We start from the raw sequence: 23575 nt of genomic DNA, 5'->3' as shown, positions 1-23575 counted from the left end.
CGCGCTCGCCCGACGGGCGGTGACCACTAACGAATGGTGCCGTCCTTCTCGGCGACTTGCCTCGATGCCGAGAAGATATCCCAGGCAGCGATGAACATGGCCGCGATCACCGGACCGATGACAAATCCGTTGAGACCGAAAGTGGCGATTCCGCCCAGCGTGGAGATGAGAACGACATAGTCGGGCATCTTCGTGTCGTTGCCCACCAGGATAGGGCGCAAGAAATTATCCACGAGTCCGATGATGAGCGCGCCGAAGGCGATCAAGACAATGCCCTGCCACATTGCACCGGTCACGAGAAGATAGACCGCGACCGGGATCCAGATGAGGCCGGCGCCTATCGCCGGCAACAATGAAAAGACGGCCATCACAACAGCCCAGAGCAGTGGGGCGTTGATCCCAAGTAACCAGAATATTAGGCCGCCGAGCGCTCCCTGCAGCAGGGCCACAAGCATGTCGCCCTTGACCGTGGCGCGGATGACGATTGCGAATTTGAGGACGAAGGCGCTCTGCTGTTCGGCGCGTAGCGGAATAGCATCTCTGATCCGTTTGGACAGCGCGTCCTCGTCACGGAGCAGGAAGAACAATAGATACAGCATGACGAACAGGTTCGCGATGAAGTCGAACGTGCTCTGACCAATGTTGAGAGCCTGTGCGGCGATGTACTGGCTGCCGGCCATGAGGGCGGCGGAAAGCTTTTGCTGCACCGCGCCGAGGCTCGCCAGGCCGAAGCGGTCCAGGAGATTGATTGTCCATGCGGGCAAGATGTCATGGACCTGCTGAAAGAATCGACCGAGATCTAGCTCGCCCGACTGGACTTTTCCATAGAAGCCCAACGCTTCCTGCGTCAATGCCGCGGCGATCAGCGTCATTGGCAGGATCACGATCGCTATGATGATCATGACAGTAGACAGGGCGGCAAGGGAGCGCCGCTGCCCCATTGATTTCAACAGCCATCGATGCAATGGCGCAAACAATACGGCTGTGACGGTTCCCCAGAGAACCGCTCCGTAAAACGGCAGCAAGATCCACGCGAACGCCAGCGATATCCCAATCGTCAGCAGCAAAAACGAGTTGTTTTCAATGGTACGCATGCCGCCATTCCATCGGGTAAGCGGAGCCGTCCAAGCCAGTCCCGTGCTCCGCCATGCGGCTGCCCTGAAAAACTCCAACCACACATGAGGACAGTGGACGGAGCGCCACGACCAGATGTCTGGTCGGGGCTGACCGGGACCCGTTACGCTGATGACAGGATGTTCGGGGATCGGGCGCGGTCGACGCAGTCGACATCGACAGGATCAGAGCCGGCCCAGTAGCAGCAATACGAGCAGGATGACCAAGATGATACCAATGACACCCATTCCACCGTGGCCGAAGCCGTAACCGTAGCCGCCAAAGCGGCCGCTGAAGCCACCGAGCAGGAAGACGATGAGGATGATCACGAGGATAAGTCCGATCGACATTGTCCGACTCCTATGGTGGGACCTTCTGGATATTGGGTCTTTTGGCAGCCCGACTTGTGTGCCCGATCTTCAAGCTGCGACGACGGCTGTCGACGGCATTGTTGGGGAACCAGTGCTACTTCTTTTCGATTGAAATGCCACGCTCGCCGATGGTGATGTCGACGCCAGTAGTCTTCTGTCGATCCCGGTAGACCTGATAGCCGAGTATTGCCGCGACCACGGCCAGCCCGCCGATGACGAGGTAAAGAATATTGCGAGACATTGTCCGGGAATCCTGATTTGTCTGCGTCGCTCCCGAAACCACGATGTGGCCGATCGAAGCTTATTAGGCCGTCACCAGATCATTTTGATGCAAATCAACGGACTCAAGCGAGAGTTCGGCTGGGATCAATCAAGAAGAGGTGCCGCTCAATCAGTTTTGATCGGGGTCCTTCAGTTGACGGAAAGTGCACACAGGAGCTGAGAATGTTCGGGCTGAAACGGCCAACTCGCATTGAACTCCGGTCCAACGACGCGGCTATCGTCGTTCGTGAAAATGGTGAGATGGAAATGTTCATCCGGCAGGCGAAGAGTGACGAGGAACTGCCGCCCGGCCAGGTCGTTCTGGCCCTTTTCGGAATGGCGTTTCACGATGAGCGGGTACGCAAGCTGTTGGCGCAAATTGTAAAAGAGAAGCAAAGCCTGACATGACGCCGCCACACGTCGCCGTGCGCGCGCCGCCGGGTCAGTCAGTTGGATACGCAGTTCGTCAGATGATGGTCGTGAAGAGGCGCGGCGAAGTCATGTGTCACGAGAGGAGCCGGTAACGTCGCTGTCCTCCTTGAAGAGCGCTCTCAGCAAACGCCAAAGTTCGCGGTGACCAGTGGTTTGGCCGCCCAGCGTCAGATAATCCGCAATATCCATTGTCGCCGTTTGGAATTCGACTGTGCCCCCAATGCCAGTCTCCAGATGCGCCACCTCTCGCTCGACATACAAGCTCTTGGTGTCAGTATCGAAGGCAAGGAAAGAACGATCCTCGTGCGTGATTTCGGGGCCTCTCACCTGACGATATAGCTCTCTTTTCAGGAAGGCCATTTTCCGCTCCCGATGAGGACTGTGCGACAGTTACGCTTCCGAGCTCAATAAAGTTCGGACTCTCGTGGCGGCGTCGTAGATCTCGATCTTGAGCATCGGATAGGTCGATTTCAGCTCGTGACCCGCCGATTCAGCCGCTTCGGCCGTCTCGAACTCCGACTTGAAGTGCCCGTCGACAACCACCACGAATCCTTCAGACGGCGGCCTGTCGGCACGTGGCGTCTTCGGCTCAGGCTCTTCAGTTGCGCGAACTGGCTTTTTCGTCGGAGTTCTCATCGTATCGCAGGAGCTTAACCTCTATCTCATTCGATCACATCCGAACAGGCGACGACGAAATCTGGAGACCGCAACCAGCATATCTGGCTGGGGCCCCCGGATTTCTACGACGAACTGCACGCGACTAGGCAGCTTTACCAGGTGCGGCGGCCTTGTTCGGTACGGGGCTCGCGCTTGGAGGAGCGCCCGTCTTGATATCGATTGTCTTGGTGGTCTTCACGGCCTTGGCGGGCTTCTTGATGGCGAGATGCAGCACGCCCTTGTCGAAATGAGCTTCGACGGCTCCCTCTTCCGGCTCGAAAGGCAGTGACATCGATCGATAGAACGAGCCGTAGCTGCGCTCCTCGACGTGCCAGTCCTTTTCATCTTTCGTGCTCTCCGCCTTTTTCTCGCCGGAGATCACCAACTGGTTGCCGTCGAGGCTGACGTTGATATCCTTCTCGTTCACGCCGGGAAGCTCGGCTGACACTTCGAAAGCATCCTTGGTTTCCGCCACACTGATTGCCGGTGCGCCCGCCCCAATACTTGGAGAAGTCGAACTCTGATCGAAAGCGCGCAGCGCGCTTTCCATTTCACGTCGCATGGCCCTAAGAGGGTCGAATGCAAGCTCCGGGCTAGTAGTCCACAATCTCGGAAGGCTCATCTCACTCTCCACTGGCAGAAGAAGACATAAAATAGCCTGCTCTTCGCGGTCATAGCGGCGTTGATGTAGCGCAAATTGGCCAGGTATTTTGAAGCGGAAACAGCGGCCATGATGAGAGTGGGTCAACCAAGTTGACCTTGTGTCGCCCAACGAGATTGCATCGTTGCATCGAAAGCCGGCAGACAGGCCGAATAGATGTGGGTTCCGCATCCCGATCATGGCCGGATAGTCAGCAGCCAGTCGTCGAGCCGCTGCAGCCAGCGCCGAGGTGGAGGTGGGGCAGGGGGCGGCTTGAGCTTGAGGCGATCTCCGTCATGGCCATGAACAAGCTGAAGCGTTCGCGTGTGATAGACGGCCAGATCCGGCCGATGACCGATGCTCAACACGGTGGTCTGCTTCAGCTCATCGTCGAATAGAGCCATGACGCGGTGCTGGCTGTCTTCGTCGAGCGCGGCCGTCGCTTCGTCCAGAAAGACCCATGCCGGCTTGTGCAGGAGAAGGCGCGCAAAAGCGAGGCGCTCCTGCTCGCCGAGCGAAAGCTCCTTGTCCCAGCGCTCGATCGTGTCGAGCTTGGGAACGAGAACGCCGAGATCGCAGCGGGCAAGTGCTTGGCGAACATTCGCTTCGGGGAAGGCGTCGACGGGGCTCGGATAGCTGAGGGCGTTGCGCAACGTACCCAGCGGCAGATAAGGGCGTTGCGGCAGGAATGCCATCGACTCGAGCGGAGGCGTGAGGATTATCCCGGAACCCCATGGCCAAAGACCTGCCACGGCGCGAAACAGTGTCGATTTTCCTCTTCCGGTGTCGCCGACAATCAGGACCCGCTCGCCAGGGGTGATATGCACCGTCGCGTCATCGATGACGATATGTCCGTCCGGCAAGAGGATGCGGACGGCCTCGAAAGCGAGATGTCCCTCCGGATGCAGAGCGCGTTTGATCTCCTCCGCGCCCTGTTCGACCGCAGGGAGATTGTCGAGCGCTTCGCGAAAGCGCGCGACCCGATGGACCGCCGCGCGCCAATCGGCAAGGCGCGAGAAATTGTCGACGAACCATCGCAACGCGAGCTGTACCTGGGTGAACGCTCCCGCCACCATGATCAGGCCGCCAAGCGTCAGGCTGCCGCCGAAATAGGCCGGTGCTGCCACCAGTATCGGAACGACCAACGACAGCCAGCCGATGCCCGATGTGATCCACGTCAGGTGAGCGAGCGAGGAGGATATCCGTCGCATCGTGTCCACGACGGCCGCGAGCGCGGCCTCGAGATGCCGTCGTTCGTCCGTTTCCCCGCCATGCAACGCAATGCTCTCGCCGGATTCGTTGACCCGAACGAGCGCGAAGCGGAATTCTGCCTCACGCGCATATCGCTCGCCGTTCAGGACAATCAGCGGCCGCCCTACGATCCAGGTCAGTGCGGACCCGGTCAAGGCGTAAGCGAGCGCACACCAGACCATGTAACCGGGAATGGCGATGTCGTAGCCCGCGACCTGAAACGTGACTTGCGCCGATAGGGTCCAAAGCATGCCGACGAATGCGATGAGCTGAAGCAGGGAATAGACGATGCCGCATCCGAGGTCGGCGGTGTAGTCGCCCAAGAGGCGCGTATCCTCCTGGATGCGCTGGTCCGGGTTGTATCCATATTCGCCGGCGAAGCCGAGCTGATAGACGCGCAACGGCTTGAGCCACTCGGCCAGGAGGTGACGGGTAATCCATTCCCGCAGCCGAAACTTCAGGCGTTCCTGGAGAAAGGTGTTTGCGACCGTGAGCGCCAGCAAAATCACGACGATGATAGCGAACGTCCAGAGGTCATGGAGGAAGCCCGACAGGTCCTTGCGGCCGACGGCGTCGAAGAACCGGCCGTTCCAGTCATTGAGCTGGACTTGTCCAAACACATTGGCAATGGTGATGACAGTCGAAGCAATGAAGATGGCCACAACCCGTCGCCCACCTTCAGCCTGCCGAAGCACGCGCGCGAACAAGCTCAGGTCCCGGGCAAGATTGAAATCGTGTACTGGCGCAGCTTTGATGAGCGCGTTTGCGAGAGAAGGTCTGGCGCCCGCGTCCGGCATGGTCGGCAGCAGAGGATGTGCGGGCTGCGGCAGCTTCGCAATTGCCTCGAGCGGAGGGGGGACGGCCTGGGGAGCCGCAGGTGATGCAACGTCAGCCTTCATACGTCCGCATCAACCCTGTTTCATCAGCAGGAATCACCGCATTATCTAAGCAGGACCGGGCGATCGGGATATTGACGCATCGCAATGACGGTCCCCCGGCGTCACAATCAAAATGCTATCATGGAAGCGCTTGTTTCAGGAAGAAGCGTGCAGAACCGTGATCACCTCCGCCGCGAGGGTCGATAAGGCGCTCGTGCCGATTGAGTGACAAAGCCGCCTATGGTGGACTTTCCGAAGTCGACAGGATCTTGAGGCACACCTTCGACAAATCGGCGAAGCCAAGCTCATGTGCGGCGATTTGTGATAGATCGATTATTCTTCCGCTGACGAAAGGGCCGCGATCGGTGACTCGTACCAGCACCGATTTCCCGTTTTCCTGATTGTTGACGCGGACGAGCGTCCCAAACGGCAGTGACCGATGCGCGGCGGTTCGATCGTTGACGCTGGTGTCCTGTCCGCTTGCCGTCTCTTCGCTCAGGGTTGAATAGACCGAGGCAATACCGCACTCGTCCGGTTTTGCATCGTCTGCACGCGTTGGTTCGAAAGCAGCCATTTGCAGAAACGCAGCCGCAATCACGCGCGACCTTGCAACGGTTGCTCGCTTCGCGAAGGGCTCGCGAAGCGAACAAATTTGGGCTCCCGGCCTATTTTCCTTTGAGCGTGTCCCTGAGACCGCCCACGGCATTCTGAACCTGCCCTTCGATCTTGTCCGCACTGCCTTCTGCCTCCAGCTTGGCGTCGCCGACGGCCTTGCCTACCGCCTGCTTGACGGTGCCCTTGATTTGCTTCGCCGATCCGATGACCCGATCCTTGTCCATGGGGCGTCCTCCGATGCTTGGTTGCGGGACGTAAGCTGCGGTGCGAACGATCGTTGTTGATTTGGGTCAACAATACGTCGCCGATAACCTTCGGATGGACATGAATGACAGCGCAGTTTCATCGCTAGACCAGTTGTCGAGATGCAGAGGATCTGAGCCGTGTGCGATGCCCACCGGAGTCCGGGTTGGTCAGAATGGCTGCCGGGGGGCCGCAGTTGCCCTCACATTGGCTCTGGATGAAGCGCAGCCAGTGATGTTGCTGCCGGAGGCCAGAAGCACGACCCCGGAGGCGGCGGCAATTGGCCCATAAGTTTATCATTCGACTCCAGAATGGGTGTATATGTCTGAAACCGGACACAACGGCGCTCGTCGACGATCCGTTTACAGTCCGGTTTGAGGACTTATGAAAGAACCGAAGCACTCGCTATCGGGCTTCGAGGCGTACTTTGCGACACCTGGCGCAGGGAAAGCGATCCTTAGCTTTAAAAAGAACGCCCTCATTTTTTCGCAAGGCGATCCCGCTGAAACAATTTTCTATATTCAGAGGGGACGGGTAAAGCTCCATGTCGTGTCCGACCAGGGCAAGGAAGCCGTGGTGGCTCTCATGGAAGCTGGCCAGTTTTTTGGCGAGGGATGCCTCAACGGCGATACTGCTCGGGTTGCGACCGCGGTATCGCTAGGAGACAGCAAAATAGTCGGGATATCGAAACATGCCATGCGTCAAGCGCTCAAGGATGAGCCGAACTTCGCGCAGCGTTTCGTCACTTATCTGATACATCGTACCAGTCGCGTGGAAGAGGATCTGATCGATCAGTTGTTCAATTCCAGCGAGCGACGGCTTGCGCGACTTCTGTTGCTTCTTGCCCATTTCGGCAAGGAAGGCGTTCCCCAACCCATCGATATTGAAATCAGTCAGGCGACGCTGGCGGAGATGATCGGGACGACCCGCTCTCGCGTCAGCTTTTTCATGAACAAGTTTCGAAAATTGGGTTTCATCAGCTACAATGGCAAGATACATGTCCACAACTCGCTGCTGAATGCGGTTCTGCACGACAAGCCAGCATTGCGAACTGACGAGTGACGGGCAAAATCCCGCCTCTCTAAATTTTCATGAATGTGAGCTATTTTGACCGTTAGCTCGCGTTTTGCTGCGGCAGAATACTGCCATCACCGCGTTATTCTGGGCATCCATCGGTGACAGAGAGTGTCCTGCTCCCGCCTGACTAAAGCGGGGATACATCACGTGCCCGAAATTCAGCCTGTCCAGCATCAGCCCTGCAGTTTGCGGTGCCGATTCGCGTTGACCGCAGCAGCCGCGCATCCGGGCGATGATTTATGCGCGTTCGAGTTGCCCGGGTGCAACGGATGCCCCAATGCGATGCACTCCTTCGGGACGGCAGGAAGCTCGCAAGATCCCATGAAGTCGTTGGTTTGGAATGGTTGGATTGCAGGCGTTCCCCGCCCGCAAAAATAGCCTTTGCACAATCGGGGATCTACTCATGGAAAAGTACATTCACGAACAAAACCTGGCACTGTTCAAGAAGTGTCTCGAGGAGCCGCACTCAGATGCGGAGCGGGAAGTCCTCTTAAAGCTGCTGATAGACGAGGAGGCGAGAGTCTTTCCGCCGAAAGACATTCGTAAGCCGCTCTGCTTGCATCAGCAACCGCCGCTCAAGGAGCAATGAATACGTACAGGCTCGATCTCCAAGCCGATTACATTGGGCGATGCCCCCGGAGCCCCTCCGAAGCTCAGTGTAAGCGCCCCGCTCAGTATCCCCCTTACTGGGCGGGGTCACTTATTGGCAGCTGCGGTCGGCGGCGACTTTCATTGCAAGCAGTCGAGTGATGTCGCCTCTTCCTCACAAGCCTACCCAGGTGCCGGCCAATTTGCGCCAGCGATGAGAAGGTTTCCGTCCCATCACCGCTGTGACGGGTAGCGGACTGACAAGATATCCCGATCAAGCCTATATAAGGGGTACCGTTGGACGCCCACTCGGAGCGTCATACCACCCCCTGCGGAAAGCGGCCCGACCGACCGGGCAGGAAAACCGCAGTGAAAATTCCGCATCAGAATCGTTCGTTGGATAACAAGCTGTTGGCGGCGCTGCCGCGTGCCCATTTTGAGCTTCTCGTGCCGCATTTGGAAGCCCTGTCCTTACCGCAGGGCGCTACGCTTTCGGAGCCTGGTGACGAAATTTCGGAAGTGCTTTTCCCACATGACGGGATGCTCTCGCTCCTCGCGGTGATGCGAGACGGGAAAGCGGTTGAAACGGCCACCGTGGGACGCGAAGGCGTAGTAGGCGCAATGGCCGGATTGGGGCTGTACATCTCAATGGTACGAGTCGTCGTTCAGCTTCCGATGAGCGCGACCAAGATAGCCGCGGCCAGATTTAGAAGAGCCGTGCAAAGAAGCGACGTCATTCGGGATCTTTGCGTCAACTACAATGAGGTGTTGCTATCGCAGGCACGGGTAACGGCGGCCTGCAATGCGTTACACCCCATAGAGGCGCGTTTTTGTCGATGGCTGTTGCAGTCTGCCGACAGAGCCGGTGGCGAGAAGATTGGGCTGACGCAGGAGTTCCTGGCCGAAATGCTCGGCGTGCGGCGCACTTCAGTAACTGAAATTGCCAGCAAGATTCAGGCTCTGGGCCTCATTTCGTACACCCGAGGCATAATCACGATACTGGATCGCAAAGGTCTGGAGAAACGATCGTGCGAGTGTTTCCAAACACTGTTGGATCAGTCCGCAATGTTGCCGCCTATCCGCTAGGGCCGGCGCCCTTCTTCCTGGTCATGGCGGTTTAGAGTCCCACGGACGTCAACTGTCCGGGGCGGTGAGGGCGTCTAAACCCTTGACCCGGTCGGCGCAGAAAACAGCACGGTGAATCGCGCGCCCTTGCCGTCAGCGCCGGGGCCGATCCGCAATTCACCGCCAATCTGGTCGGTAAAGGATCGCACAATTCTCATCCCAAGCCCTTTGCTGGCGCCGGGGTCGAACCCCTCGGGTAAAGCCGGGCCATCATTGGAAACCGACAGTGCGTAGCCATGTTTCGGATCCGGCTCCAGCCTGATGGCGATCCGGCCCTTGCCGTACTTTGCCGCGTTCGTGATCAACTCGTTGGCAATGAAGCCGAGCGGAATGGCGATGAGGGCAGGCAAGTTGATTTCACTGCCTTCGACGCTGATTTTCCCCGTGGAGGCGTCCGACGACGACATCGCGGAAAATTCTCGTCCAAAATCCTGAAGGAATTTTCTGAACTCGATTGTTGCCACACCCTCGTAGGAATGGAGCCGATGGTGGATGCGCGCAATCATGGAAACGCGATTGGCCGCCGCGATCAATTGTGAGGTCGCTTCGGGATTGGTCGAGTTACGGCTCTGCAGCGAAAGAAGGCTAATGGTCATCTGCAGATCGTTCAACAGGCGATGGTCGGATTCCGCCTTCAATAGTGCCTGTCTGTGGATCAGTTCATCCTTTTGAAGGAGGAGCGCATCGCTCTTCGCAAGCGCCTTTCGCAATCGAACCGCAATGAGCCGGTAATCCGTCGGTTCCGCGGCGGGCAGGCATTGATCCGGATTCTGAAAGATCACGCCCGAAGGCGGGTCGGACGCGCCTGACGATTCTTTATCAGTCATGCTATCGGCCCCCGTGTGACGCTCTCACTGCATTCAACCAGAGAATAAGGCTAGAGCCGCAAAAGGAGGCCTGATTGACGCAAATCAATTATGTCCGGCACCCGACATTATCTCTTTGCGCCTGCACAGTTCGATGCGGTCGCGCTCGGTATCCGGCTACTGGGTGGGCGAACGTTTATTGCCGCCTCGGCGACAGCTTTCGTTTCGGAGTTCCTGGATGAGCCCGGCCGCGATCGGAACCCTTGATCGAGGGGTTCGTTGAGCTACCGCGCATCTGCGCACGGAGTACTTCCAATGACAAATAAGCCATCAGCCTCTGCCCAAGCACAAGGGAATGATGGGAGACGGCACGGAAGAGCAAAACCTCAACCAACCAGGTACACCCCGCGCTCGCATCGATAAGGAAGAGGTGACTGCGGCCTTCGAAAAGAAGGCGCCCCCGAAATCGTGACGCGCGCATAGGGGCGCTCCGCCAATGATAAGGCCGCCTCAACGGGCGGCCTTATTTCAACGAGCTCAGCGAGCGCGATCCCTGCGAAAAAGTGCGTCCGTAAAGCGGCGCTTCTGCTGATCGTCGAGACTGCTGTAAAGCGGTTGGGCGGCGTCTGCGAGCTTCTTGCGGGCATTCGCCTCGTCGATCTGCTGGTCAGCATCGCTGCGCATCTGATCGATGAGATCGACGCTGCCCCGTTGCCTGGCGTGGGCATTTCGCCAGGCAATCTGTTGTTCGGTCTGCTTCTTCCACATATCCACCGCTGCGGTTTCGAAAGCAGACCAATTTTTCTCCTGCTCCGGTGTGAGACGCAGGTCAGCCTTCATCTGGGCAGCGCGCGCCGCCGCCTGATCTGTGATTTGGCCCGCGGTCAGCTCTATGGCGTCCGAACGGTTCCGCGCGACTGCCGATCCAGTCATTGCAGTGCCGGTCAGCAAGACCGCAGTCGTGACGAGCATAAGGGTCTTCCGCATGAATTCTCCTCCCGGGGATGTGTGAGTCGAGAATGGACCGGGTCGCGCTGCCGCATCATGCAACACCCCCGGAGATCAAGGACGACAACTTACTTGAGGGCAGAGAACCAACTGTCAATGTCCTTGCGAACCTGATCCTTTGCAAAGCCATATCGCTGTTGAAGCCGACCTTCGAGCTGGTCGCGCTTGCCGTTGATCGCGGTGAGATCGTCGTCAGTCAGCTTGCCCCACTGCTCCTTCACTTTGCCTCGGAGCTCTTTCCAGTTTCCTTCAATTTGATTCCAGTCCATCGTGTGTCTCCAGATTTCAGTGTGAACAAGCTACCGCGTTATCGCCGTTGCTGAGCCGTTGCGGCTCCGACAGAGATTGCCAGGCCCAGACAACGTCGAGCGTGCCCTCAGTACGGAGCGTAGTATTGACGGCGATAGGGATAGCGGCCGCCGCCGTAGTAGCCTGGTGCATAGTAGCCCGGGCCGTAGTAGGAGGGCCCGTAGGCCCCATAGGCGGCTACTCCGGCCGCGGCACCCAGAACTCCAAGACCGATGGCGGCGCCGGGAGCACCCCGATAGACGCGACCACGGTAGTGGCGCCGGTAGTAGACCTCCGTCATTCCGGACGAGGGCGCCGCTTGTGTCAGAAGAGCCGTGCTCGGCGAAATCGGAGCTGCCCCCGAAGGGAGTACTGAGCCGAGCATCGCTGCACCGAAGAGCGCGACGGCAATCGCCGATGTCCTTGTCTGCATATTCATCACTGTTTCCTCTCGAATTTGGAGCATCTCATGCGTCAGTGGCCTGCGTATCGCCAGGTGGGCCTGGTGGCTGCCCCTGTTGCAGCGGCTGACGAAGAGCCTCAACGCAGAGTGCTCTCAAGGTCCATGGCAGGTCTAAAGCCTGGGGGTTCTCGCGAAGCGATAGACCCGCCGCTGTACCCGCGCTGTGACTTGATCGATTACTTGGCGCAAGCCTTGTCGGCTTTCAAAGCCGCTTCCGCCGAAGCCTTTGTGGTGTGGGCGGCGCCGACAACCTTCATGTTGCTGCCGGTGGCAGGCTGGCTCTCGACGATCTGACACTTCATGGTCGCAGTATCCTGAGCCAAGTAGAACGACGAGGGCGATTGCCCAACGGTCTTGCCGGTTTCAGCCGCGAATAGCGGCGATGCGAATGCGAGGACTGCGACCGTCGCCAATAGGGTGCGTTTCATGGAATCCACCAATTCTTGTTCGTCCGGGATCGGACAAAGAACGAATAGAAGCGGCGGACAGGCGTTCCCGCCTATGGCGGATTTGTTTTTCGCGAACGAATTGACGTGGATCAACGACGGCTTCGAATGTCTGTGGGCAGCACGACTAGCATATCAGACTGCCCAGACCGAGGTTGCCGTCCTACGGGCAGGGATGCCGCAGGCCATCATAGCCGAGATAGGTTCCGGAATACGGGTCATAGGACCTGAAGCGTTGTGCGCAATAGCCGACCGCGCCGTCAACATAGGGAGGCGGAGCGACGTAGGCCGGCCCATAATAGCCGGGGCCATAGCCATAGTACCCGTAGGGTTGCGTTGCGCCAATGATCGCTCCGCCGATCAGAGCGCCGGCGATGCCCGCACCAATTCCAATTCCTGCACCGCCATGATAGCCGCCGCGCCAGCCGCGGCGATATTGCACCGTCTCGACCGATGGTGCCACTGCGCCGCGCAGCATCAGCGGCGAAGTGAGCGGCGCCGCAGCGACGGGCGCGACCAGCCACGGCGTGGTGGCGGCAATGAGCGCAACAAGCGTGGTTTTGGACGATTTGCTCATAACATCATCTCCAGATGCGTTTTCGGGTAGCGCGGCGGTCTGCAGCCCGCGTCTTCGGAAGGATGCGCGATAATGATCCAGGAAGCCTTACCTGAATTGATTTAGCGCAACGTGAGCGCGCATCGATTGGACAGACTTGGTCTTGCCAATCGGAGAAATTCGCGAAGCAGTGCCCTGCGCGCGAGCGAGGGGCGATCTTTCTTTCATCCGCAGTCGCGCACGCGCGTCACTGCCACGGCAGCACAGGGGGGCTTCCATGCTTTCGCTCATCATCGGGATCCTGATCATTTGCGTCGTCGGGGCACTTTGCTTCTGGGCCATCGACAGGTTCGTCAACGAATCCCGTCTGGCAAGTCTTCTCAAATTGTTGGTCGTGCTGATCTGCCTGGCGGCCATCCTTCAACGGCTGCTGCCGTTGGCGGGTATCAATTGGCTTTAGCCGGCCGGCAATCCGCCGAAGGTCGATCTAAGACGTGACAAACACTTCTACGGACATCCCGGCGAAGGCGCTGGTGCTGCCGACGAAGCTGCCGGACACCGGGATCGTTTGGCGGATATCGCACGCGACCGCGACCGGGATCAGATTGAAGCCGCCGAGGCTGCGATTTGTCGGGTCGAATGTGATCCAGCCGGCTCCAGGTACGAAGACCTCCGCCCACGCATGGGTTGATCCCGCACCGCTCGACCCGATGCTCCGTTGTTCGGGATTGTAAAGATAGCCGGAGACGATTCTGGCTCCGAACCCCAGCATGCGTGTTGCTTCCGTGAATAACACCGCGAAATCCCGGCATGACCCCCAGCCGCGATTTAGGGTTTCTACCGGCGTTTGGGTGCCCTCGTCCTCACGGCTCTGATACCGGACAGCTTCGGAAACGCCGACGCTGAGGTCCTTTAGCAGCGACAGCGTGTCAGTCTGGCTGCCTCGAACGAACATTCGTGCCCAATTTCGCAGGACCCCCGCCGTGTCCGAGAACTGGGGGAAGGCCAGGGCGCCGAGATCGGTCCAATCGTCGTCAGAATAGTGGAATGGGTAAGACATGGCGGAAACGGCGATGTCGAACACCGGCCATGCAACCGCGTCGAGCTGAAGCTCCGCGACGCTGGTGATCATCAGGTTGGAGGCCGTCGTCTGAAACGTGGCCGTCGCGATCGCATTGCCAAACACATCGTGCGCCCAGGTCAAGGCCGCAGGGGGCGTCACCGTGACGTTGCACGAAATCAAGCGAAGCTCGCGGCTTTCCCGTGGGCGAAGCATCAAGCGGTGCGGCAACAGGCGCACATGTTCGTTGAATCGATACGTCGTCGTGTGAAGAACTTTCAGCGTAGTCGACGAAAGCTCCGATCGGGGCAGCCTCCGGCCAGGTATCTGGTGGTCCCCTTCGGGAAGTGTGGCCGAGTTGACGAGCCCATGCAAATGTCGCTCCAGATGATCGAAACCCGAGGCGACCAGGAGGAGCGCACCATGAAGAACCGGCCACCGCTTCCGAAACATTTGAGCCGCCCTAGGTATCACGCGCTGCTGGTCCGGCTGCAGATCGAGCTCGTGAAGCTGCAGCGCAGCGTGATTGAGCGTGGTCAGCGCATCCTTGTCATCGTCGAAGGTCGTGACGCCGCTGGCAAGGATGGCACCATCAAGTCGATTGTCGAACATCTAAGCCCGCGCGATACCCGCGTCGTAGCGCTGGGGCCGCCAAGCAATCGGGAACAGTGTTCATGGTACTTCCAGCGTCACGTTTCACACTTGCCCGCGGCGGGGGAGATCGTGCTGTTCAATCGCAGTTGGTACAACCGGGCCGGAGTCGAGCGTGTCATGGGCTTTTGCACCAAGGAGGAAACAGAGGAGTTCCTCGAGACCGTGCCCGCTTTCGAGGCAATGATTGAGCGTTCAGGTATCACCCTGCTCAAGTACTACCTTGATATTTCGAAACAGGAGCAGAAGGCACGGCTCGCCGACCGCCAAAGGGATCCCCTGAAGCAATGGAAGCTGAGCCCCATCGACGCCAAGGCGCAGAAGTATTGGAAGGCCTATTCCGAAGCACGGGACAAGATGCTGGAGCGGACGCACACCGTCACCTCGCCGTGGACCGTGGTCCGGGCCGGCGACAAGGAACATGCGCGGCTCAATGTTATTCGCGATATGCTGTGGCGGCTGAACTATTCGGGAAAGCACCGTCGCCTCCACAGGCCGGATCCGGCGGTCGTTTTTCCTTACGATAAGGCTTGGTATGAGCGCGGCCTGATCGAGGCTTAGACAGTGCTACCATCAGGGCAACTGCAGGTCTTATCTTAGCAGTTGGAAACTCGTCGACTCGGCGATGCCGCTCATAGGTTTGCGTTTCGCTGCCTCAAGAACGCTGCTGTAAATCGGCGCGGGGTCTCAACGCCGATTCGCACGCTAATGTATGATCCAACTAACGGCAGAGGGGTCAATGTTGGAGGCTTATTCACATTCAGGGATCTGGAAAGAACGCCCGGGGCTGGAGAACTGCCAATTCGTGCTCGGCGCTGGTCGCACTGCCACACAAATGGTCCGGCTTCCTTGCAGATTATGATATGCCAGCACAACAGCAACGAGGATCGCGAACCCGCAAGCCATTGCAGGCCCTTTTTCAAAGGGCGTGCAGCCCGGCGCTCTATAGACGACACTTCTTCAGCCCTTTTAATCCTTTGGCGGGCCCGATCTAATCATCTTCCTTCCTGCCCCTCTTACCTTCACCACCACCTTCATGCGCGCCTCGATGGCATGAGATGCAGTTGTTGATGTTTCGAATCCCTTCCCTCAGGTGTTTTTCACCCATCTTATCCGGCTGGTGCTCGTGACACCCGAAGCAGGTATACTTCTTGTATCTGCTGCCGCTGTGGCACGTGGTGCAGCTCGCATTGTGGTGTTCGTCCAGGACGAAGAACTTGCTGTGGTCGAAAGTTGCGGGTTTCCAGCGGTCCTGATTGTGGCATTGGGCGCAGGTGGACGTCTGAGCGCGGTGGAGCGCGTCCTCAGGCGCCGCATGGCATGCTGTGCATTCGTTGCGTACGGTGGAAGTCAATAGCGAATGATCGAATCGAGTCATTTCGGAAGCCCTGAAAAAGGGCTCGAGATGATCACGATGACAGGCCATACAGTTTTGCGAAGTCAAAGCCGCGTGGAATGGCGGCCTGCCGCTCGCTGAGGTAATCGGAAACCCTTTGGTTGTCCGTCGTCCTATGTCGGCCGGAGCGTGACAAACCATGCAGCGCTGGGCGGATGGCCCGCGGAACGGTGCATGGCAGGCGAAGCAGTCTGCCGTGAGCTCAGCATGAGCGGTCACCAGAGGGCCTGGGCTGATCATTGTGCTCGGGTAGACACCGACGAGCACCATGATCCCTGCCAATAGGGCGGTTGCTGCGATCATGATCCAGCGGGTCATCGCCAGGCCCAGAACAGGAAGATGCTCAAGATGTGAGCCGAGGCCAGAACGGCAAAAACGAGCGCGATCGGACGGTGAACCACGCGCCAGTTTGTGATCGCTGTGTAGGTCAGAATGTCCCAGTACATGAGATCGTCGATCTCGGCTGCTGACAAGCCCTGCTCACGGAAGTCTTGCCTGGATTCCTCAAGTTGCTTGCGCCCCCGCTGCAGCAGGAACTTGCCTGTCAGGCCACTTCCGACATTGACGAGCATCGCTATGGTGGCAAGCCACGCCAGGATCGCGGTGAAGTGGACGCCAGCATGGATCAGAACCAGAAGGGATCCGAACCAAGCCATGCGCTCGTGCACGCGCAACAGGACGAGCGGTTTACCGATCTTGATCAATTGGCGCTTGCGCAGGGAGTATCCGAAAGACGCGATGACCAGCAGGATGCCTGGAATACCGAGGTAGCGGCCGACCCACACGGCGCCCAGCAAATGCAGGAAGGCATCGAGCAGGAGTGCGGCAGCGACCAACGCAATAAAGGCAGCAAGAAACGGCAGGACTTCGCGTCCAAGCAATCTGCTCTTCATAATTCTTATGCCTGAGCTGAGGCTCGCTGGGAAAGATTTATATAAGACCGGACCTTGACGCGCCTTGATTTGACGCAAGGCGATCGGGCGTCGACCGCAACGGGGGCGTGCTACCAGGCGGTGTCGCCGATCCGGTTCTCATACCGGGCGCCATTGACTTGGTCCCAGTCTGGATCGGTGCAGCATTTAGTGACTGGCTCGGACGTGAAGCCTACTGCACGCCAGAGCTCTCTCGTGTAGCCCACGGCACTTCCTATTTGGCATGCAGAGTCCCTCTGGCAACCTTCGTTTGCCCAGCGGGAAGACGCTTATGGCATGGCGTTGCACGGCTCGGTCCGCCGAATCTTCCGAGTCCAGATGCGTTCAGTTGAAGCTGGCCGACTGCGCCGTTCACCAGGTCAGGATTGCGCCGGCCCACGCCGCCGCGATGACCAAAATGAGACCGGGGATCAGCCGCAGCGCGAAGGAGCGCCCGCCGCTGACCCAGCCAATGACGATCTTGCTGAGCGTATTTGTCGACAGCGCCGCCAGAACCGGAGCCACTGCATCCGCGGAGCTGATCTTGCCTGAGGCAGCGAGCGTGGCTGCGGCCACGGCGGGCGAATGCGTGTCGACGAGGCCGGCCGCAGCCGCGCTCACCACCAAGCCGATCTCTCCAAGCGCCTCCCGCAAGCTGGCGGAGAGCAGGAGAACTCCAGACAGCGTCAAGGCCAGCAACAACGCCGACGGTAAGCTGAAAGCGCGTCCGAGCTGCACCTCGGCTACGCCCGTCTCCCGCACGCCCTTTACCGTGAAGATCGCGCCATAGATCGCCGCCGCCGCACAAGCGCAAAGTAACGGAATCAGCAGACTTCGCAGCGTAGGCAGACTTGTTGCTGCGAGGACCGCGAAAAGCTGAAGGATCGTTGCGACGGTCGAGAGCGTTGCGCCGGCGGTCGCCGCTCCGAGCAGCTCCGGTGCTTTGCGAGCACGCGCACCCATTGCTCCGATGGTGGCTGTACTGGAGACAAAACCCGAGGCGAAGCCGGAGAAAGCGAGCCCGCCTCTTGCGCCGAGCAGCCGTATTGAAACATGCCCAGCGGCGCCAATCGCCATCACCAGGATGACGATGATCCAGATTGCGCGTGGATTGAGCGCGCCAAGGGGGCCGATGGCCTGATCAGGAAGCAGAGGTAAGACGACGAGCGTAGCAGCGGCAAAGATCAGGCCGTCCTTGACCTCGTTCTCTGTGAGCACGGAGCGGACGAAGTCGTGCAATGCCGCACGTCCTGCAAGCAGAATGGCCAGGACGACGGCAACGCCTGCGGCCAAAACGGGTCGTTGTGTGGCGAGTCCGCCTAGTAGAACCGTCAGGACGAGTGCGGTCTCCGAAGTCAAACCGGGGTCGTCGTTCCTGGACCGCAGATAGGCGATCGCAGTCAGGATTATGGTTCCAGCGGTTACGAGCGCCAGCAGGCCCTTGCCACCGACCATCACGCTGATGGCGCCAGCGAGCGATGCGGCGGCAAAGGTACGCAGCCCTGCAGGCGAGCGCTTCGGTCCCTCGCCCTTGCGGCGTTCTCGCTCGAGGCCGATCAGGAGCCCGATGCCGAGTGCAACGACGATGGCAATGACCTCGGGGCCCCAGCTCGGGTTCAAGAAATCCATCATGGACACTGCGCCGCGTCACGCTGTTGTGGCGGTGCGTCGATCGAGGCTGCTGCCCGATCCCGCCAGATTTGCACCAAGGTCAGGGTGACCGCGAGCAGCAATGGACCAAGCACCACGCCCGGCGCGCCCATCAAAACGAGGCCGCCGACAACAGCGATGAACGACAGCATCGTATGCATTCGAAGCCTGTTGCCGACCAGGATCGGATAGACCACGTTGTCCACTATGCCAACGACGAGAGTGCCCCAGATCGCCAGCACGACCGCCGACGTATAGGCGCCGCTTAGGGCGAGAAACGCAGCCGCCGGCGCCCAAACCACGAAAGCACCGAGAAACGGAACGACCGCGAGGAGAGCCATCAATACGCCCCAGAACACAGGGGCGGGCAACCCCAGCCACCAGAACATCAAGCCTCCGAGCCCACCCTGCAGCGCCGCAACTGCGACGGTCCCGAGGACAGTGGCGAAGATCGTATCGGTCACCCGACGGACGAGCTGCGAGAACTCCGGCTCCGACAGTGGCAGAGACATCCGCGCGGCCTCCGTTATCCTTTCCCGATCGCGCAGCAGGTAAAACAGGAAATAAAAGGTCAGCAGCAGATTAGCTACTCCGGAAAAGGAGGCGCGCAGGACGGAGCCGCTCCACGTCCCAAGAGCCGAAGTCGCCGTTCGCATCACATCCGGAAAATCCACCTTGTCATGGATCCATTGCAGCGCCGGGGCAAGCCAGGGATGCTCGCCCACAAAGCGCGTCCAGTCCTCCGCGTCGAACATCGGCACGACAACTGCCGCGCTCCGGACGGCTTCGTTGAGCAACGTCCCCGCTACCAGGATGGCAGGGACGACCACAATACAGGCGGTCATCACGGCGGTCGTCAGCGCCGAAAGACTACGAGACCCGAGACGCCTGCTCATGACCAAATCGAGCGGTGCGAACAAGACTGCGAGCGTCGTTGACCAAACGAGAGCGCCCAGGAATGGCTTCGCCATAAACGCGCAGATGGCGACGCCCAACACGATGACCGCGGCGAGAGCGGTCGGAGCCAGCCTTCGACCGGCAAGTAGAGGAGGTTGAAGCATTGGCTGAGGTGATTTCTTTTCCATCGGTCTTGCTATGGCGTGAAAAGCGCGGTGCCCATCATCAGCACGCATGTGACGAGACCAAGTAACGGTATCCATAGCGGCACGCGCACGATCGCGGCATCGGTTTGGGTGTTCGAGATCGAATTCGAAGCAGCGAGAGATTGGCGAAGACAAAGAGCGCCAGCGTCGCGAGAGACGTGCTTTCCGCCAACGGTTCCAGCGGGATCGTTAGCGCGAGAGCCGCGACCGCCAGCACGACCGACCCCGTGGTGATCGGCGGTGTCCCGGTTCGCGAGTGGACGCGTCCCGCTATTGCCGGCAGGTCACCTTGCTGTGCCATGCCGTAGGCGACGCGCGCCGTCATGGTCATCTGGGCGAGAATGGTGTTGAGCGTCGACACGATCGCGATCACGCTGAAGGTGGTCGGACTTATGCCCGCCACGGCGCCGAAAATCAGACTGAGCGGCGCCGTTGACGTCGCAAGCACGCTCGGCGGCACGGCGCTCACGGAAATCGCGGCGATCAGGACGTAGAGCACGGTCGTGATTAGCAGTGCAAGCGCCATAGCCCACGGGATATTCCGTTGCGGGCTCTTGGCCTCTTCCACCACGTTGGCAAGATCCTCGAAGCGGACGAAAGCAAAGAATGCGACCAGGCCGGCAAAGGTGATTCCGGAGAGGATGCTGGCGTCGAGTGGAGGCGGCGTAGATATCGCTGGGCTGAACGATATCCCGGAATGAGCGGCGGACACGATGATCCAAACCAGTCCGCCCGTCTCGATCAATGTCAGAAATCCCGCGAGCATGACCGATTCCAGATTCCCCAAGGCGGCGACGATGCCCAAGGTGGTGACGATCGCCACGGCAAGCGGTGGCATAGGCAGCGCGACCAACTGGCTTATGTAGCCGGCACCGCCAAGGGTCACCGCGGCAGCCGAGATGATGCCGATGGCGAGCCTTAATGAGCCAACGGCCCGGGATAGAGATCGGGAGTTGAATGCGGCTCCGACGTAGGCGGCTTCCCGTGCGCTAACGGGATAGCGGGTCGCGAGCTCAGCATACGAGGCGGCCGTGAAAGCCATGACAGCAGCCGCCTGGGCAAACGCCCACGAGGAATAGACTCCCGCATGGCTCGCGACGCGCCGATCAGGACATAGATCCCGGCACCCACCGTGACCCCCGTCCCATAGAGGACGAGAAGCGGCAGTCCAAGCCGCCGTCGCAAGCCTGCCTGAGGCACAATTTCGTCTCGCGACACTGCTTCCATTCTTCATCATTACAAGCGACGCCAATACCCTGGAGCTTATATCAGGAAGCCTGGCGCGCAGCCTCTTGATTTGGGTCAATCGGGCGCACGTCAGAGGTGCGAAAAAGGAAGGCATATCAACTGGCGGAGCAATGCCGATGACGATCGCGACCGTGATGGTCTACGTTGATCCCGAACAGCAGGCGGAAGGTCAGGTACGCATCGCGCGGGATGCTGCAAACAAGTTCGGGGCTTCGCTGATCGGCATTTCCGCCTTCGCGGTCGAGCCTCCCTTTGTGGCGGAGGGCGTCATAATTCAGGAAACGACTGCGGATGACCTGAAGCGGATGAAGTCGGCGCTCGCGGACAAGGAGCAATGGTTTCGCAGCGTCGCCGGACTGCCGAAAGAACGGGTTGAGTGGCGCTGCAGCGTAGACTACCCTACCGCCTTCCTGACCAACGAAGCACGATCAGCCGACTTGGTGGTGATCAGGCGCACTCAGGAAAAAATGGACCAATTCCATTTCATCGATCCGGCCGAGGCGATGATGCGGATGGGAAGGCCGACGTTGCTGGTGCCCGACCACGTTCCGGCGCTGAATGCCGATCACGTTCTGGTCGGATGGAAAGACACTCGCGAAGCAAGAATTGCTGTGCGAGATGCGCTGCCGTTCCTCTCGAAGGCTTCGCAGGTCACGGTCGTCGAGATCTGTACGTCGAATGAACAGGACGCGGCGCGGCGGCGTGTCCGCGATGTCGCGAAGTATCTGCAGGCCCATGCCGTTAAATGCCAGGTCGATGTGCGCGTGCACATGGCCGAGCCCGATGCGCACCAGCTTGTTCGCGTGGCCAAGGACGAGGGCGCTGATCTGATCGTAACCGGAGGCTATGGCCACAGTCGGCTCGGCGAGTGGATGTTCGGGGGTATGACTCGCGGTCTGCTGAACGAGGCGCCAGTCTGCGTGATGATGTCGCACTAGGATGCTACGTTGGGAGCGCGTTGCTCGCCAGTTTGTCGTCTGTTTCCGTCCGTAGGAGCGCTGGTGGCGGGGATATGAGCTAGATCAAGTGGTCCAGACCTCTCGCGGCTACCTTCGAGGAAGAAATCGCATCTCCGGAGGACTCCGATGGCCATCAGGGACGTTTTGCTCGCGCTCACCAGCTATCCGGATCCGACGCCGGTTTCAGTGATTGATAGCGCCGTCTCGCTGGCCTCAGCTTTCGGCGCCCACATTGCGGCGATCTCATGCGACGCTCATGTGCAGGTTCCCGGCAGCTTCCTGGGCGGCGCTGGTAATCTCGGGTCAATCGTGGCCAGCGAGGCGCACAAGAGCAGAAAGAACGCGCAGGACCTGCTGGCGGCGTTTGAGGCGGCCGCTCAGAAATTCGGCGTGCTGCACGAGATTGTTCTCGAGCGTTGTCTGACGTCTGAAGTGCCGGACCTGCTGGTGGAATATGCGCGGTTGCACGACCTCACCGTCGTGCCGGTGCCAGAATCCTACGATCAATGGTATGCCGAAGCCATCATCTTTGGGTCGGGGCGACCAACCTTGGTGGTCCCGGAAGCTCCGTCGTCCAAGGCGGTCGACCTGAATAAGGTGGTCGTCGCGTGGGACTTCAGCCGCGCGGCCGCACGCGCGGTTTCCGATGCCATTCCGATCATGGAGAAGGCGCGCGAGGTGTGCATCCTCACGGTGACCAACGAGAAAGCGATTCCAAGCAAGCGATCGTCATCCGAACTCGCCAAGAATCTTTCTCGGCATGGAATCGATGTGGTGATCGAGGAGGTAGATGCCGCCGGACGGGCCATCGGCGACGTTCTCGCAGCGCAGATCGAGTCCCGCAGAGCAGATCTTCTTGTCATGGGAGCCTATGGCCATTCGCGCCTCCGTGAGTTCATATTGGGAGGTGCAACCCGAAGCATCCTCACGAAGCCACCGATTCCCGTGTTGTTCTCCCACTGAACGGTGGGAGGCCGACAACGGCAGGCCGCAAGCGCCGCGTCATACTTCGCCCTTAAGCCCATGGACGCCAATCCACTGAAAGAGGATCGTACGAAAGCTCCGGTGTTTCACGCCCGGGGGCTTTCGAAGACCTATCGGATGGGAGAGATCGACGTGCATGCGCTTCGCGACGTCGATCTCGACATCTTCGAAGGCGAGTTCGTCGTCCTCCTCGGGCCGTCGGGGTCGGGCAAGTCGACCCTGCTGAACATTTTGGGAGGCCTGGATAGCCCGACTTCGGGCCAGGCTCATTGGCGGGACCATAACCTGGTCGGCGCGACAGACGCAGAACTGACCCGATACCGGCGCGAACACGTGGGCTTTGTCTTCCAGTTCTACAATCTCATCCCCAGCCTCACGGTTCTGGAGAACGTTGCGCTGGTGAACGAGATCGCCGAGAGGCCGCTCGACCCATTGGAGGTGCTCGCGCTCGTCGGGCTCGAAAAGCGGATCGACCACTTCCCCTCGCAACTATCCGGCGGCGAGCAGCAACGCGTCGCGGTCGCCCGCGCCATCGTCAAGTCGCCGGATGTGCTCTTGTGCGACGAGCCGACCGGGGCGCTGGATTACGAGACCGGCAAGGTGGTGCTGGAAGCGATCGCGCGAGCCAATGAGCGTCTCGGCACCACGACGATCATCATCACGCACAATGCTGCGATTGCGGGCATGGCAGACCGCGTGCTGCGGCTCGGTGGCGGACGGATCGTCAGCGAGGAGCGCAATGCACATCGGCTCTCGGCAGACGAGGTGCATTGGTGAGTTTGCTTGATCGCAAAC

The 23575-nt window shown here is 59.5% G+C and carries 29 protein-coding genes; 9 read left to right on the top strand and 20 right to left on the bottom strand.

The features are described from left to right. Positions 1 to 26: 26 nt before the first annotated feature. The 3 genes from V5279_RS43770 to V5279_RS43760 all read right to left on the bottom strand — a co-directional run bounded on the left by V5279_RS43770 (position 27) and on the right by V5279_RS43760 (position 1725). Positions 27 to 1094 (bottom strand): AI-2E family transporter, encoded by a 1068-nt coding sequence (locus tag V5279_RS43770; RefSeq protein WP_338693360.1) that lies wholly within the window; start codon positions 1092 to 1094, stop codon positions 27 to 29. Between the two features lie 204 nt (positions 1095 to 1298). Next, positions 1299 to 1463 (bottom strand): DUF3309 family protein, encoded by a 165-nt coding sequence (locus V5279_RS43765; protein WP_338693358.1) that lies wholly within the window; start codon positions 1461 to 1463, stop codon positions 1299 to 1301. 115 nt (positions 1464 to 1578) lie between these two features. Beyond that, positions 1579 to 1725 carry a hypothetical protein gene (locus V5279_RS43760; RefSeq protein ID WP_338693356.1) on the bottom strand — a complete coding sequence of 49 codons (147 nt, stop codon included), beginning with the start codon at positions 1723 to 1725 and terminating at the stop codon, positions 1579 to 1581. A 203-nt stretch (positions 1726 to 1928) separates the two neighbouring features. Between V5279_RS43760 and V5279_RS43755 the strand changes: the two genes are divergently transcribed. Then, on the top strand, positions 1929 to 2153 hold the full coding sequence (locus tag V5279_RS43755; protein ID WP_338693354.1) for a hypothetical protein: 225 nt from the start codon (positions 1929 to 1931) through the stop codon (positions 2151 to 2153). A 90-nt stretch (positions 2154 to 2243) separates the two neighbouring features. Here the strand turns inward: V5279_RS43755 and V5279_RS43750 are convergent, their stop codons facing one another. The 6 genes from V5279_RS43750 to V5279_RS43725 form a co-directional block, all read right to left on the bottom strand. Continuing rightward, positions 2244 to 2537, bottom strand: a complete 294-nt coding sequence (locus tag V5279_RS43750) for a hypothetical protein (protein ID WP_338693352.1) — start codon at positions 2535 to 2537, stop codon at positions 2244 to 2246. Between the two features lie 30 nt (positions 2538 to 2567). Beyond that, positions 2568 to 2813: a hypothetical protein gene (locus V5279_RS43745; protein ID WP_338693350.1), complete on the bottom strand. Its 246-nt coding sequence runs from the start codon at positions 2811 to 2813 to the stop codon at positions 2568 to 2570. 124 nt (positions 2814 to 2937) lie between these two features. Beyond that, on the bottom strand, positions 2938 to 3384 hold the full coding sequence (locus V5279_RS43740) for an Hsp20/alpha crystallin family protein (protein WP_338693348.1): 447 nt from the start codon (positions 3382 to 3384) through the stop codon (positions 2938 to 2940). Between the two features lie 287 nt (positions 3385 to 3671). Further along, positions 3672 to 5624 carry an ABC transporter ATP-binding protein/permease gene (locus V5279_RS43735; protein WP_338693346.1) on the bottom strand — a complete coding sequence of 651 codons (1953 nt, stop codon included), beginning with the start codon at positions 5622 to 5624 and terminating at the stop codon, positions 3672 to 3674. 217 nt (positions 5625 to 5841) lie between these two features. Beyond that, the gene (locus tag V5279_RS43730) at positions 5842 to 6201 is read right to left on the bottom strand and encodes a septal ring lytic transglycosylase RlpA family protein (protein ID WP_338693344.1); all 360 of its coding nucleotides are present in this window, start codon (positions 6199 to 6201) and stop codon (positions 5842 to 5844) included. Positions 6202 to 6268: 67 nt separating this feature from the next. After that, a complete protein-coding gene (locus V5279_RS43725) occupies positions 6269 to 6442 on the bottom strand; it encodes a CsbD family protein (protein ID WP_338693342.1) in 174 nt (57 codons plus the stop codon). A gap of 403 nt (positions 6443 to 6845) precedes the next feature. Between V5279_RS43725 and V5279_RS43720 the strand changes: the two genes are divergently transcribed. The 3 genes from V5279_RS43720 to V5279_RS43710 all read left to right on the top strand — a co-directional run bounded on the left by V5279_RS43720 (position 6846) and on the right by V5279_RS43710 (position 9212). After that, a complete protein-coding gene (locus V5279_RS43720; RefSeq protein ID WP_338693340.1) occupies positions 6846 to 7523 on the top strand; it encodes a Crp/Fnr family transcriptional regulator in 678 nt (225 codons plus the stop codon). 418 nt (positions 7524 to 7941) lie between these two features. Continuing rightward, positions 7942 to 8127, top strand: a complete 186-nt coding sequence (locus V5279_RS43715; protein ID WP_338693338.1) for a hypothetical protein — start codon at positions 7942 to 7944, stop codon at positions 8125 to 8127. A gap of 368 nt (positions 8128 to 8495) precedes the next feature. Beyond that, complete coding sequence (locus V5279_RS43710; RefSeq protein ID WP_338693336.1) at positions 8496 to 9212, top strand: Crp/Fnr family transcriptional regulator; 717 nt, start codon at positions 8496 to 8498, stop codon at positions 9210 to 9212. A gap of 74 nt (positions 9213 to 9286) precedes the next feature. Here V5279_RS43710 and V5279_RS43705 read toward each other — a convergent pair whose 3' ends face one another. The 6 genes from V5279_RS43705 to V5279_RS43680 form a co-directional block, all read right to left on the bottom strand. Then, positions 9287 to 10078: a sensor histidine kinase gene (locus tag V5279_RS43705; protein ID WP_338693334.1), complete on the bottom strand. Its 792-nt coding sequence runs from the start codon at positions 10076 to 10078 to the stop codon at positions 9287 to 9289. Positions 10079 to 10594: 516 nt separating this feature from the next. Beyond that, positions 10595 to 11044: a Spy/CpxP family protein refolding chaperone gene (locus V5279_RS43700; protein ID WP_338693332.1), complete on the bottom strand. Its 450-nt coding sequence runs from the start codon at positions 11042 to 11044 to the stop codon at positions 10595 to 10597. 89 nt (positions 11045 to 11133) lie between these two features. Further along, the gene (locus tag V5279_RS43695; protein WP_094973892.1) at positions 11134 to 11334 is read right to left on the bottom strand and encodes a CsbD family protein; all 201 of its coding nucleotides are present in this window, start codon (positions 11332 to 11334) and stop codon (positions 11134 to 11136) included. A 107-nt stretch (positions 11335 to 11441) separates the two neighbouring features. Continuing rightward, entirely contained in the window at positions 11442 to 11819 is a 378-nt protein-coding gene (locus tag V5279_RS43690) for a hypothetical protein (protein WP_414645981.1), read from the bottom strand. A 173-nt stretch (positions 11820 to 11992) separates the two neighbouring features. Further along, positions 11993 to 12358 (bottom strand): hypothetical protein, encoded by a 366-nt coding sequence (locus tag V5279_RS43685; protein WP_338693325.1) that lies wholly within the window; start codon positions 12356 to 12358, stop codon positions 11993 to 11995. Between the two features lie 67 nt (positions 12359 to 12425). Continuing rightward, a complete protein-coding gene (locus tag V5279_RS43680) occupies positions 12426 to 12839 on the bottom strand; it encodes a BA14K family protein (RefSeq protein ID WP_338693323.1) in 414 nt (137 codons plus the stop codon). A 256-nt stretch (positions 12840 to 13095) separates the two neighbouring features. Between V5279_RS43680 and V5279_RS43675 the strand changes: the two genes are divergently transcribed. Continuing rightward, positions 13096 to 13278 (top strand): hypothetical protein, encoded by a 183-nt coding sequence (locus V5279_RS43675; RefSeq protein ID WP_338693321.1) that lies wholly within the window; start codon positions 13096 to 13098, stop codon positions 13276 to 13278. 27 nt (positions 13279 to 13305) lie between these two features. Here V5279_RS43675 and V5279_RS43670 read toward each other — a convergent pair whose 3' ends face one another. After that, entirely contained in the window at positions 13306 to 14190 is an 885-nt protein-coding gene (locus V5279_RS43670) for a transglutaminase family protein (RefSeq protein WP_338701716.1), read from the bottom strand. Between the two features lie 63 nt (positions 14191 to 14253). On the opposite strand from V5279_RS43670, the gene ppk2 reads away from it, so the two are divergent. Then, complete coding sequence (ppk2, locus tag V5279_RS43665; RefSeq protein WP_338693319.1) at positions 14254 to 15090, top strand: polyphosphate kinase 2; 837 nt, start codon at positions 14254 to 14256, stop codon at positions 15088 to 15090. Between the two features lie 1149 nt (positions 15091 to 16239). Here the strand turns inward: ppk2 and V5279_RS43660 are convergent. The 4 genes from V5279_RS43660 to V5279_RS43645 all read right to left on the bottom strand — a co-directional run bounded on the left by V5279_RS43660 (position 16240) and on the right by V5279_RS43645 (position 20631). Continuing rightward, the gene (locus tag V5279_RS43660) at positions 16240 to 16818 is read right to left on the bottom strand and encodes a hypothetical protein (protein WP_338693317.1); all 579 of its coding nucleotides are present in this window, start codon (positions 16816 to 16818) and stop codon (positions 16240 to 16242) included. A 390-nt stretch (positions 16819 to 17208) separates the two neighbouring features. Beyond that, on the bottom strand, positions 17209 to 18468 hold the full coding sequence (locus V5279_RS43655; RefSeq protein WP_338693315.1) for an MgtC/SapB family protein: 1260 nt from the start codon (positions 18466 to 18468) through the stop codon (positions 17209 to 17211). Continuing rightward, a complete protein-coding gene (locus V5279_RS43650; protein ID WP_338693313.1) occupies positions 18465 to 19571 on the bottom strand; it encodes an AI-2E family transporter in 1107 nt (368 codons plus the stop codon). The genes V5279_RS43655 and V5279_RS43650 overlap by 4 nt, the downstream gene beginning before the upstream one ends. 37 nt (positions 19572 to 19608) lie before the next feature. Further along, on the bottom strand, positions 19609 to 20631 hold the full coding sequence (locus V5279_RS43645; RefSeq protein WP_338693311.1) for an APC family permease: 1023 nt from the start codon (positions 20629 to 20631) through the stop codon (positions 19609 to 19611). Positions 20632 to 20953: 322 nt separating this feature from the next. Here V5279_RS43645 and V5279_RS43640 point away from each other — a divergent pair, with 322 nt between their 5' ends. The 3 genes from V5279_RS43640 (at position 20954) to V5279_RS43630 (ending at position 23557) form a co-directional block, all read left to right on the top strand. After that, positions 20954 to 21775 carry a universal stress protein gene (locus V5279_RS43640; protein ID WP_338693309.1) on the top strand — a complete coding sequence of 274 codons (822 nt, stop codon included), beginning with the start codon at positions 20954 to 20956 and terminating at the stop codon, positions 21773 to 21775. 147 nt (positions 21776 to 21922) lie between these two features. Then, positions 21923 to 22759, top strand: a complete 837-nt coding sequence (locus V5279_RS43635; protein ID WP_338693307.1) for a universal stress protein — start codon at positions 21923 to 21925, stop codon at positions 22757 to 22759. Between the two features lie 60 nt (positions 22760 to 22819). Continuing rightward, entirely contained in the window at positions 22820 to 23557 is a 738-nt protein-coding gene (locus V5279_RS43630; protein ID WP_338693306.1) for an ABC transporter ATP-binding protein, read from the top strand. Positions 23558 to 23575 lie beyond the last annotated feature (18 nt).

Origin of the sequence: Bradyrhizobium sp. 26S5, assembly GCF_036923295.1 — a bacterium.
In the GTDB taxonomy this organism is placed as follows: Bacteria; Pseudomonadota; Alphaproteobacteria; order Rhizobiales; family Xanthobacteraceae; genus Bradyrhizobium; species Bradyrhizobium septentrionale.
This window is presented reverse-complemented; position numbering and strand designations above follow the sequence as displayed.

Excerpts from the sequence above, each read along its gene's own strand:
- V5279_RS43770 (WP_338693360.1), bottom strand. The coding sequence starts at position 1,094 with ATGCGTACCATTGAAAACAACTCGTTTTTGCTGCTGACGATTGGGATA.
- V5279_RS43765 (WP_338693358.1), bottom strand. The coding sequence starts at position 1,463 with ATGTCGATCGGACTTATCCTCGTGATCATCCTCATCGTCTTCCTGCTC.
- V5279_RS43760 (WP_338693356.1), bottom strand. The coding sequence starts at position 1,725 with ATGTCTCGCAATATTCTTTACCTCGTCATCGGCGGGCTGGCCGTGGTC.
- V5279_RS43755 (WP_338693354.1), top strand. The coding sequence starts at position 1,929 with ATGTTCGGGCTGAAACGGCCAACTCGCATTGAACTCCGGTCCAACGAC.
- V5279_RS43750 (WP_338693352.1), bottom strand. The coding sequence starts at position 2,537 with ATGGCCTTCCTGAAAAGAGAGCTATATCGTCAGGTGAGAGGCCCCGAA.
- V5279_RS43745 (WP_338693350.1), bottom strand. The coding sequence starts at position 2,813 with ATGAGAACTCCGACGAAAAAGCCAGTTCGCGCAACTGAAGAGCCTGAG.
- V5279_RS43740 (WP_338693348.1), bottom strand. The coding sequence starts at position 3,384 with ATGGAAAGCGCGCTGCGCGCTTTCGATCAGAGTTCGACTTCTCCAAGT.
- V5279_RS43735 (WP_338693346.1), bottom strand. The coding sequence starts at position 5,624 with ATGAAGGCTGACGTTGCATCACCTGCGGCTCCCCAGGCCGTCCCCCCT.
- V5279_RS43725 (WP_338693342.1), bottom strand. The coding sequence starts at position 6,442 with ATGGACAAGGATCGGGTCATCGGATCGGCGAAGCAAATCAAGGGCACC.
- V5279_RS43720 (WP_338693340.1), top strand. The coding sequence starts at position 6,846 with ATGAAAGAACCGAAGCACTCGCTATCGGGCTTCGAGGCGTACTTTGCG.
- V5279_RS43715 (WP_338693338.1), top strand. The coding sequence starts at position 7,942 with ATGGAAAAGTACATTCACGAACAAAACCTGGCACTGTTCAAGAAGTGT.
- V5279_RS43705 (WP_338693334.1), bottom strand. The coding sequence starts at position 10,078 with ATGACTGATAAAGAATCGTCAGGCGCGTCCGACCCGCCTTCGGGCGTG.
- V5279_RS43700 (WP_338693332.1), bottom strand. The coding sequence starts at position 11,044 with ATGCGGAAGACCCTTATGCTCGTCACGACTGCGGTCTTGCTGACCGGC.
- V5279_RS43695 (WP_094973892.1), bottom strand. The coding sequence starts at position 11,334 with ATGGACTGGAATCAAATTGAAGGAAACTGGAAAGAGCTCCGAGGCAAA.
- V5279_RS43690 (WP_414645981.1), bottom strand. The coding sequence starts at position 11,819 with ATGCTCCAAATTCGAGAGGAAACAGTGATGAATATGCAGACAAGGACA.
- V5279_RS43680 (WP_338693323.1), bottom strand. The coding sequence starts at position 12,839 with ATGAGCAAATCGTCCAAAACCACGCTTGTTGCGCTCATTGCCGCCACC.
- V5279_RS43675 (WP_338693321.1), top strand. The coding sequence starts at position 13,096 with ATGCTTTCGCTCATCATCGGGATCCTGATCATTTGCGTCGTCGGGGCA.
- ppk2 (WP_338693319.1), top strand. The coding sequence starts at position 14,254 with ATGTCGCTCCAGATGATCGAAACCCGAGGCGACCAGGAGGAGCGCACC.
- V5279_RS43660 (WP_338693317.1), bottom strand. The coding sequence starts at position 16,818 with ATGAAGAGCAGATTGCTTGGACGCGAAGTCCTGCCGTTTCTTGCTGCC.
- V5279_RS43655 (WP_338693315.1), bottom strand. The coding sequence starts at position 18,468 with ATGATGGATTTCTTGAACCCGAGCTGGGGCCCCGAGGTCATTGCCATC.
- V5279_RS43650 (WP_338693313.1), bottom strand. The coding sequence starts at position 19,571 with ATGGAAAAGAAATCACCTCAGCCAATGCTTCAACCTCCTCTACTTGCC.
- V5279_RS43645 (WP_338693311.1), bottom strand. The coding sequence starts at position 20,631 with ATGGCTTTCACGGCCGCCTCGTATGCTGAGCTCGCGACCCGCTATCCC.
- V5279_RS43640 (WP_338693309.1), top strand. The coding sequence starts at position 20,954 with ATGACGATCGCGACCGTGATGGTCTACGTTGATCCCGAACAGCAGGCG.
- V5279_RS43635 (WP_338693307.1), top strand. The coding sequence starts at position 21,923 with ATGGCCATCAGGGACGTTTTGCTCGCGCTCACCAGCTATCCGGATCCG.
- V5279_RS43630 (WP_338693306.1), top strand. The coding sequence starts at position 22,820 with ATGGACGCCAATCCACTGAAAGAGGATCGTACGAAAGCTCCGGTGTTT.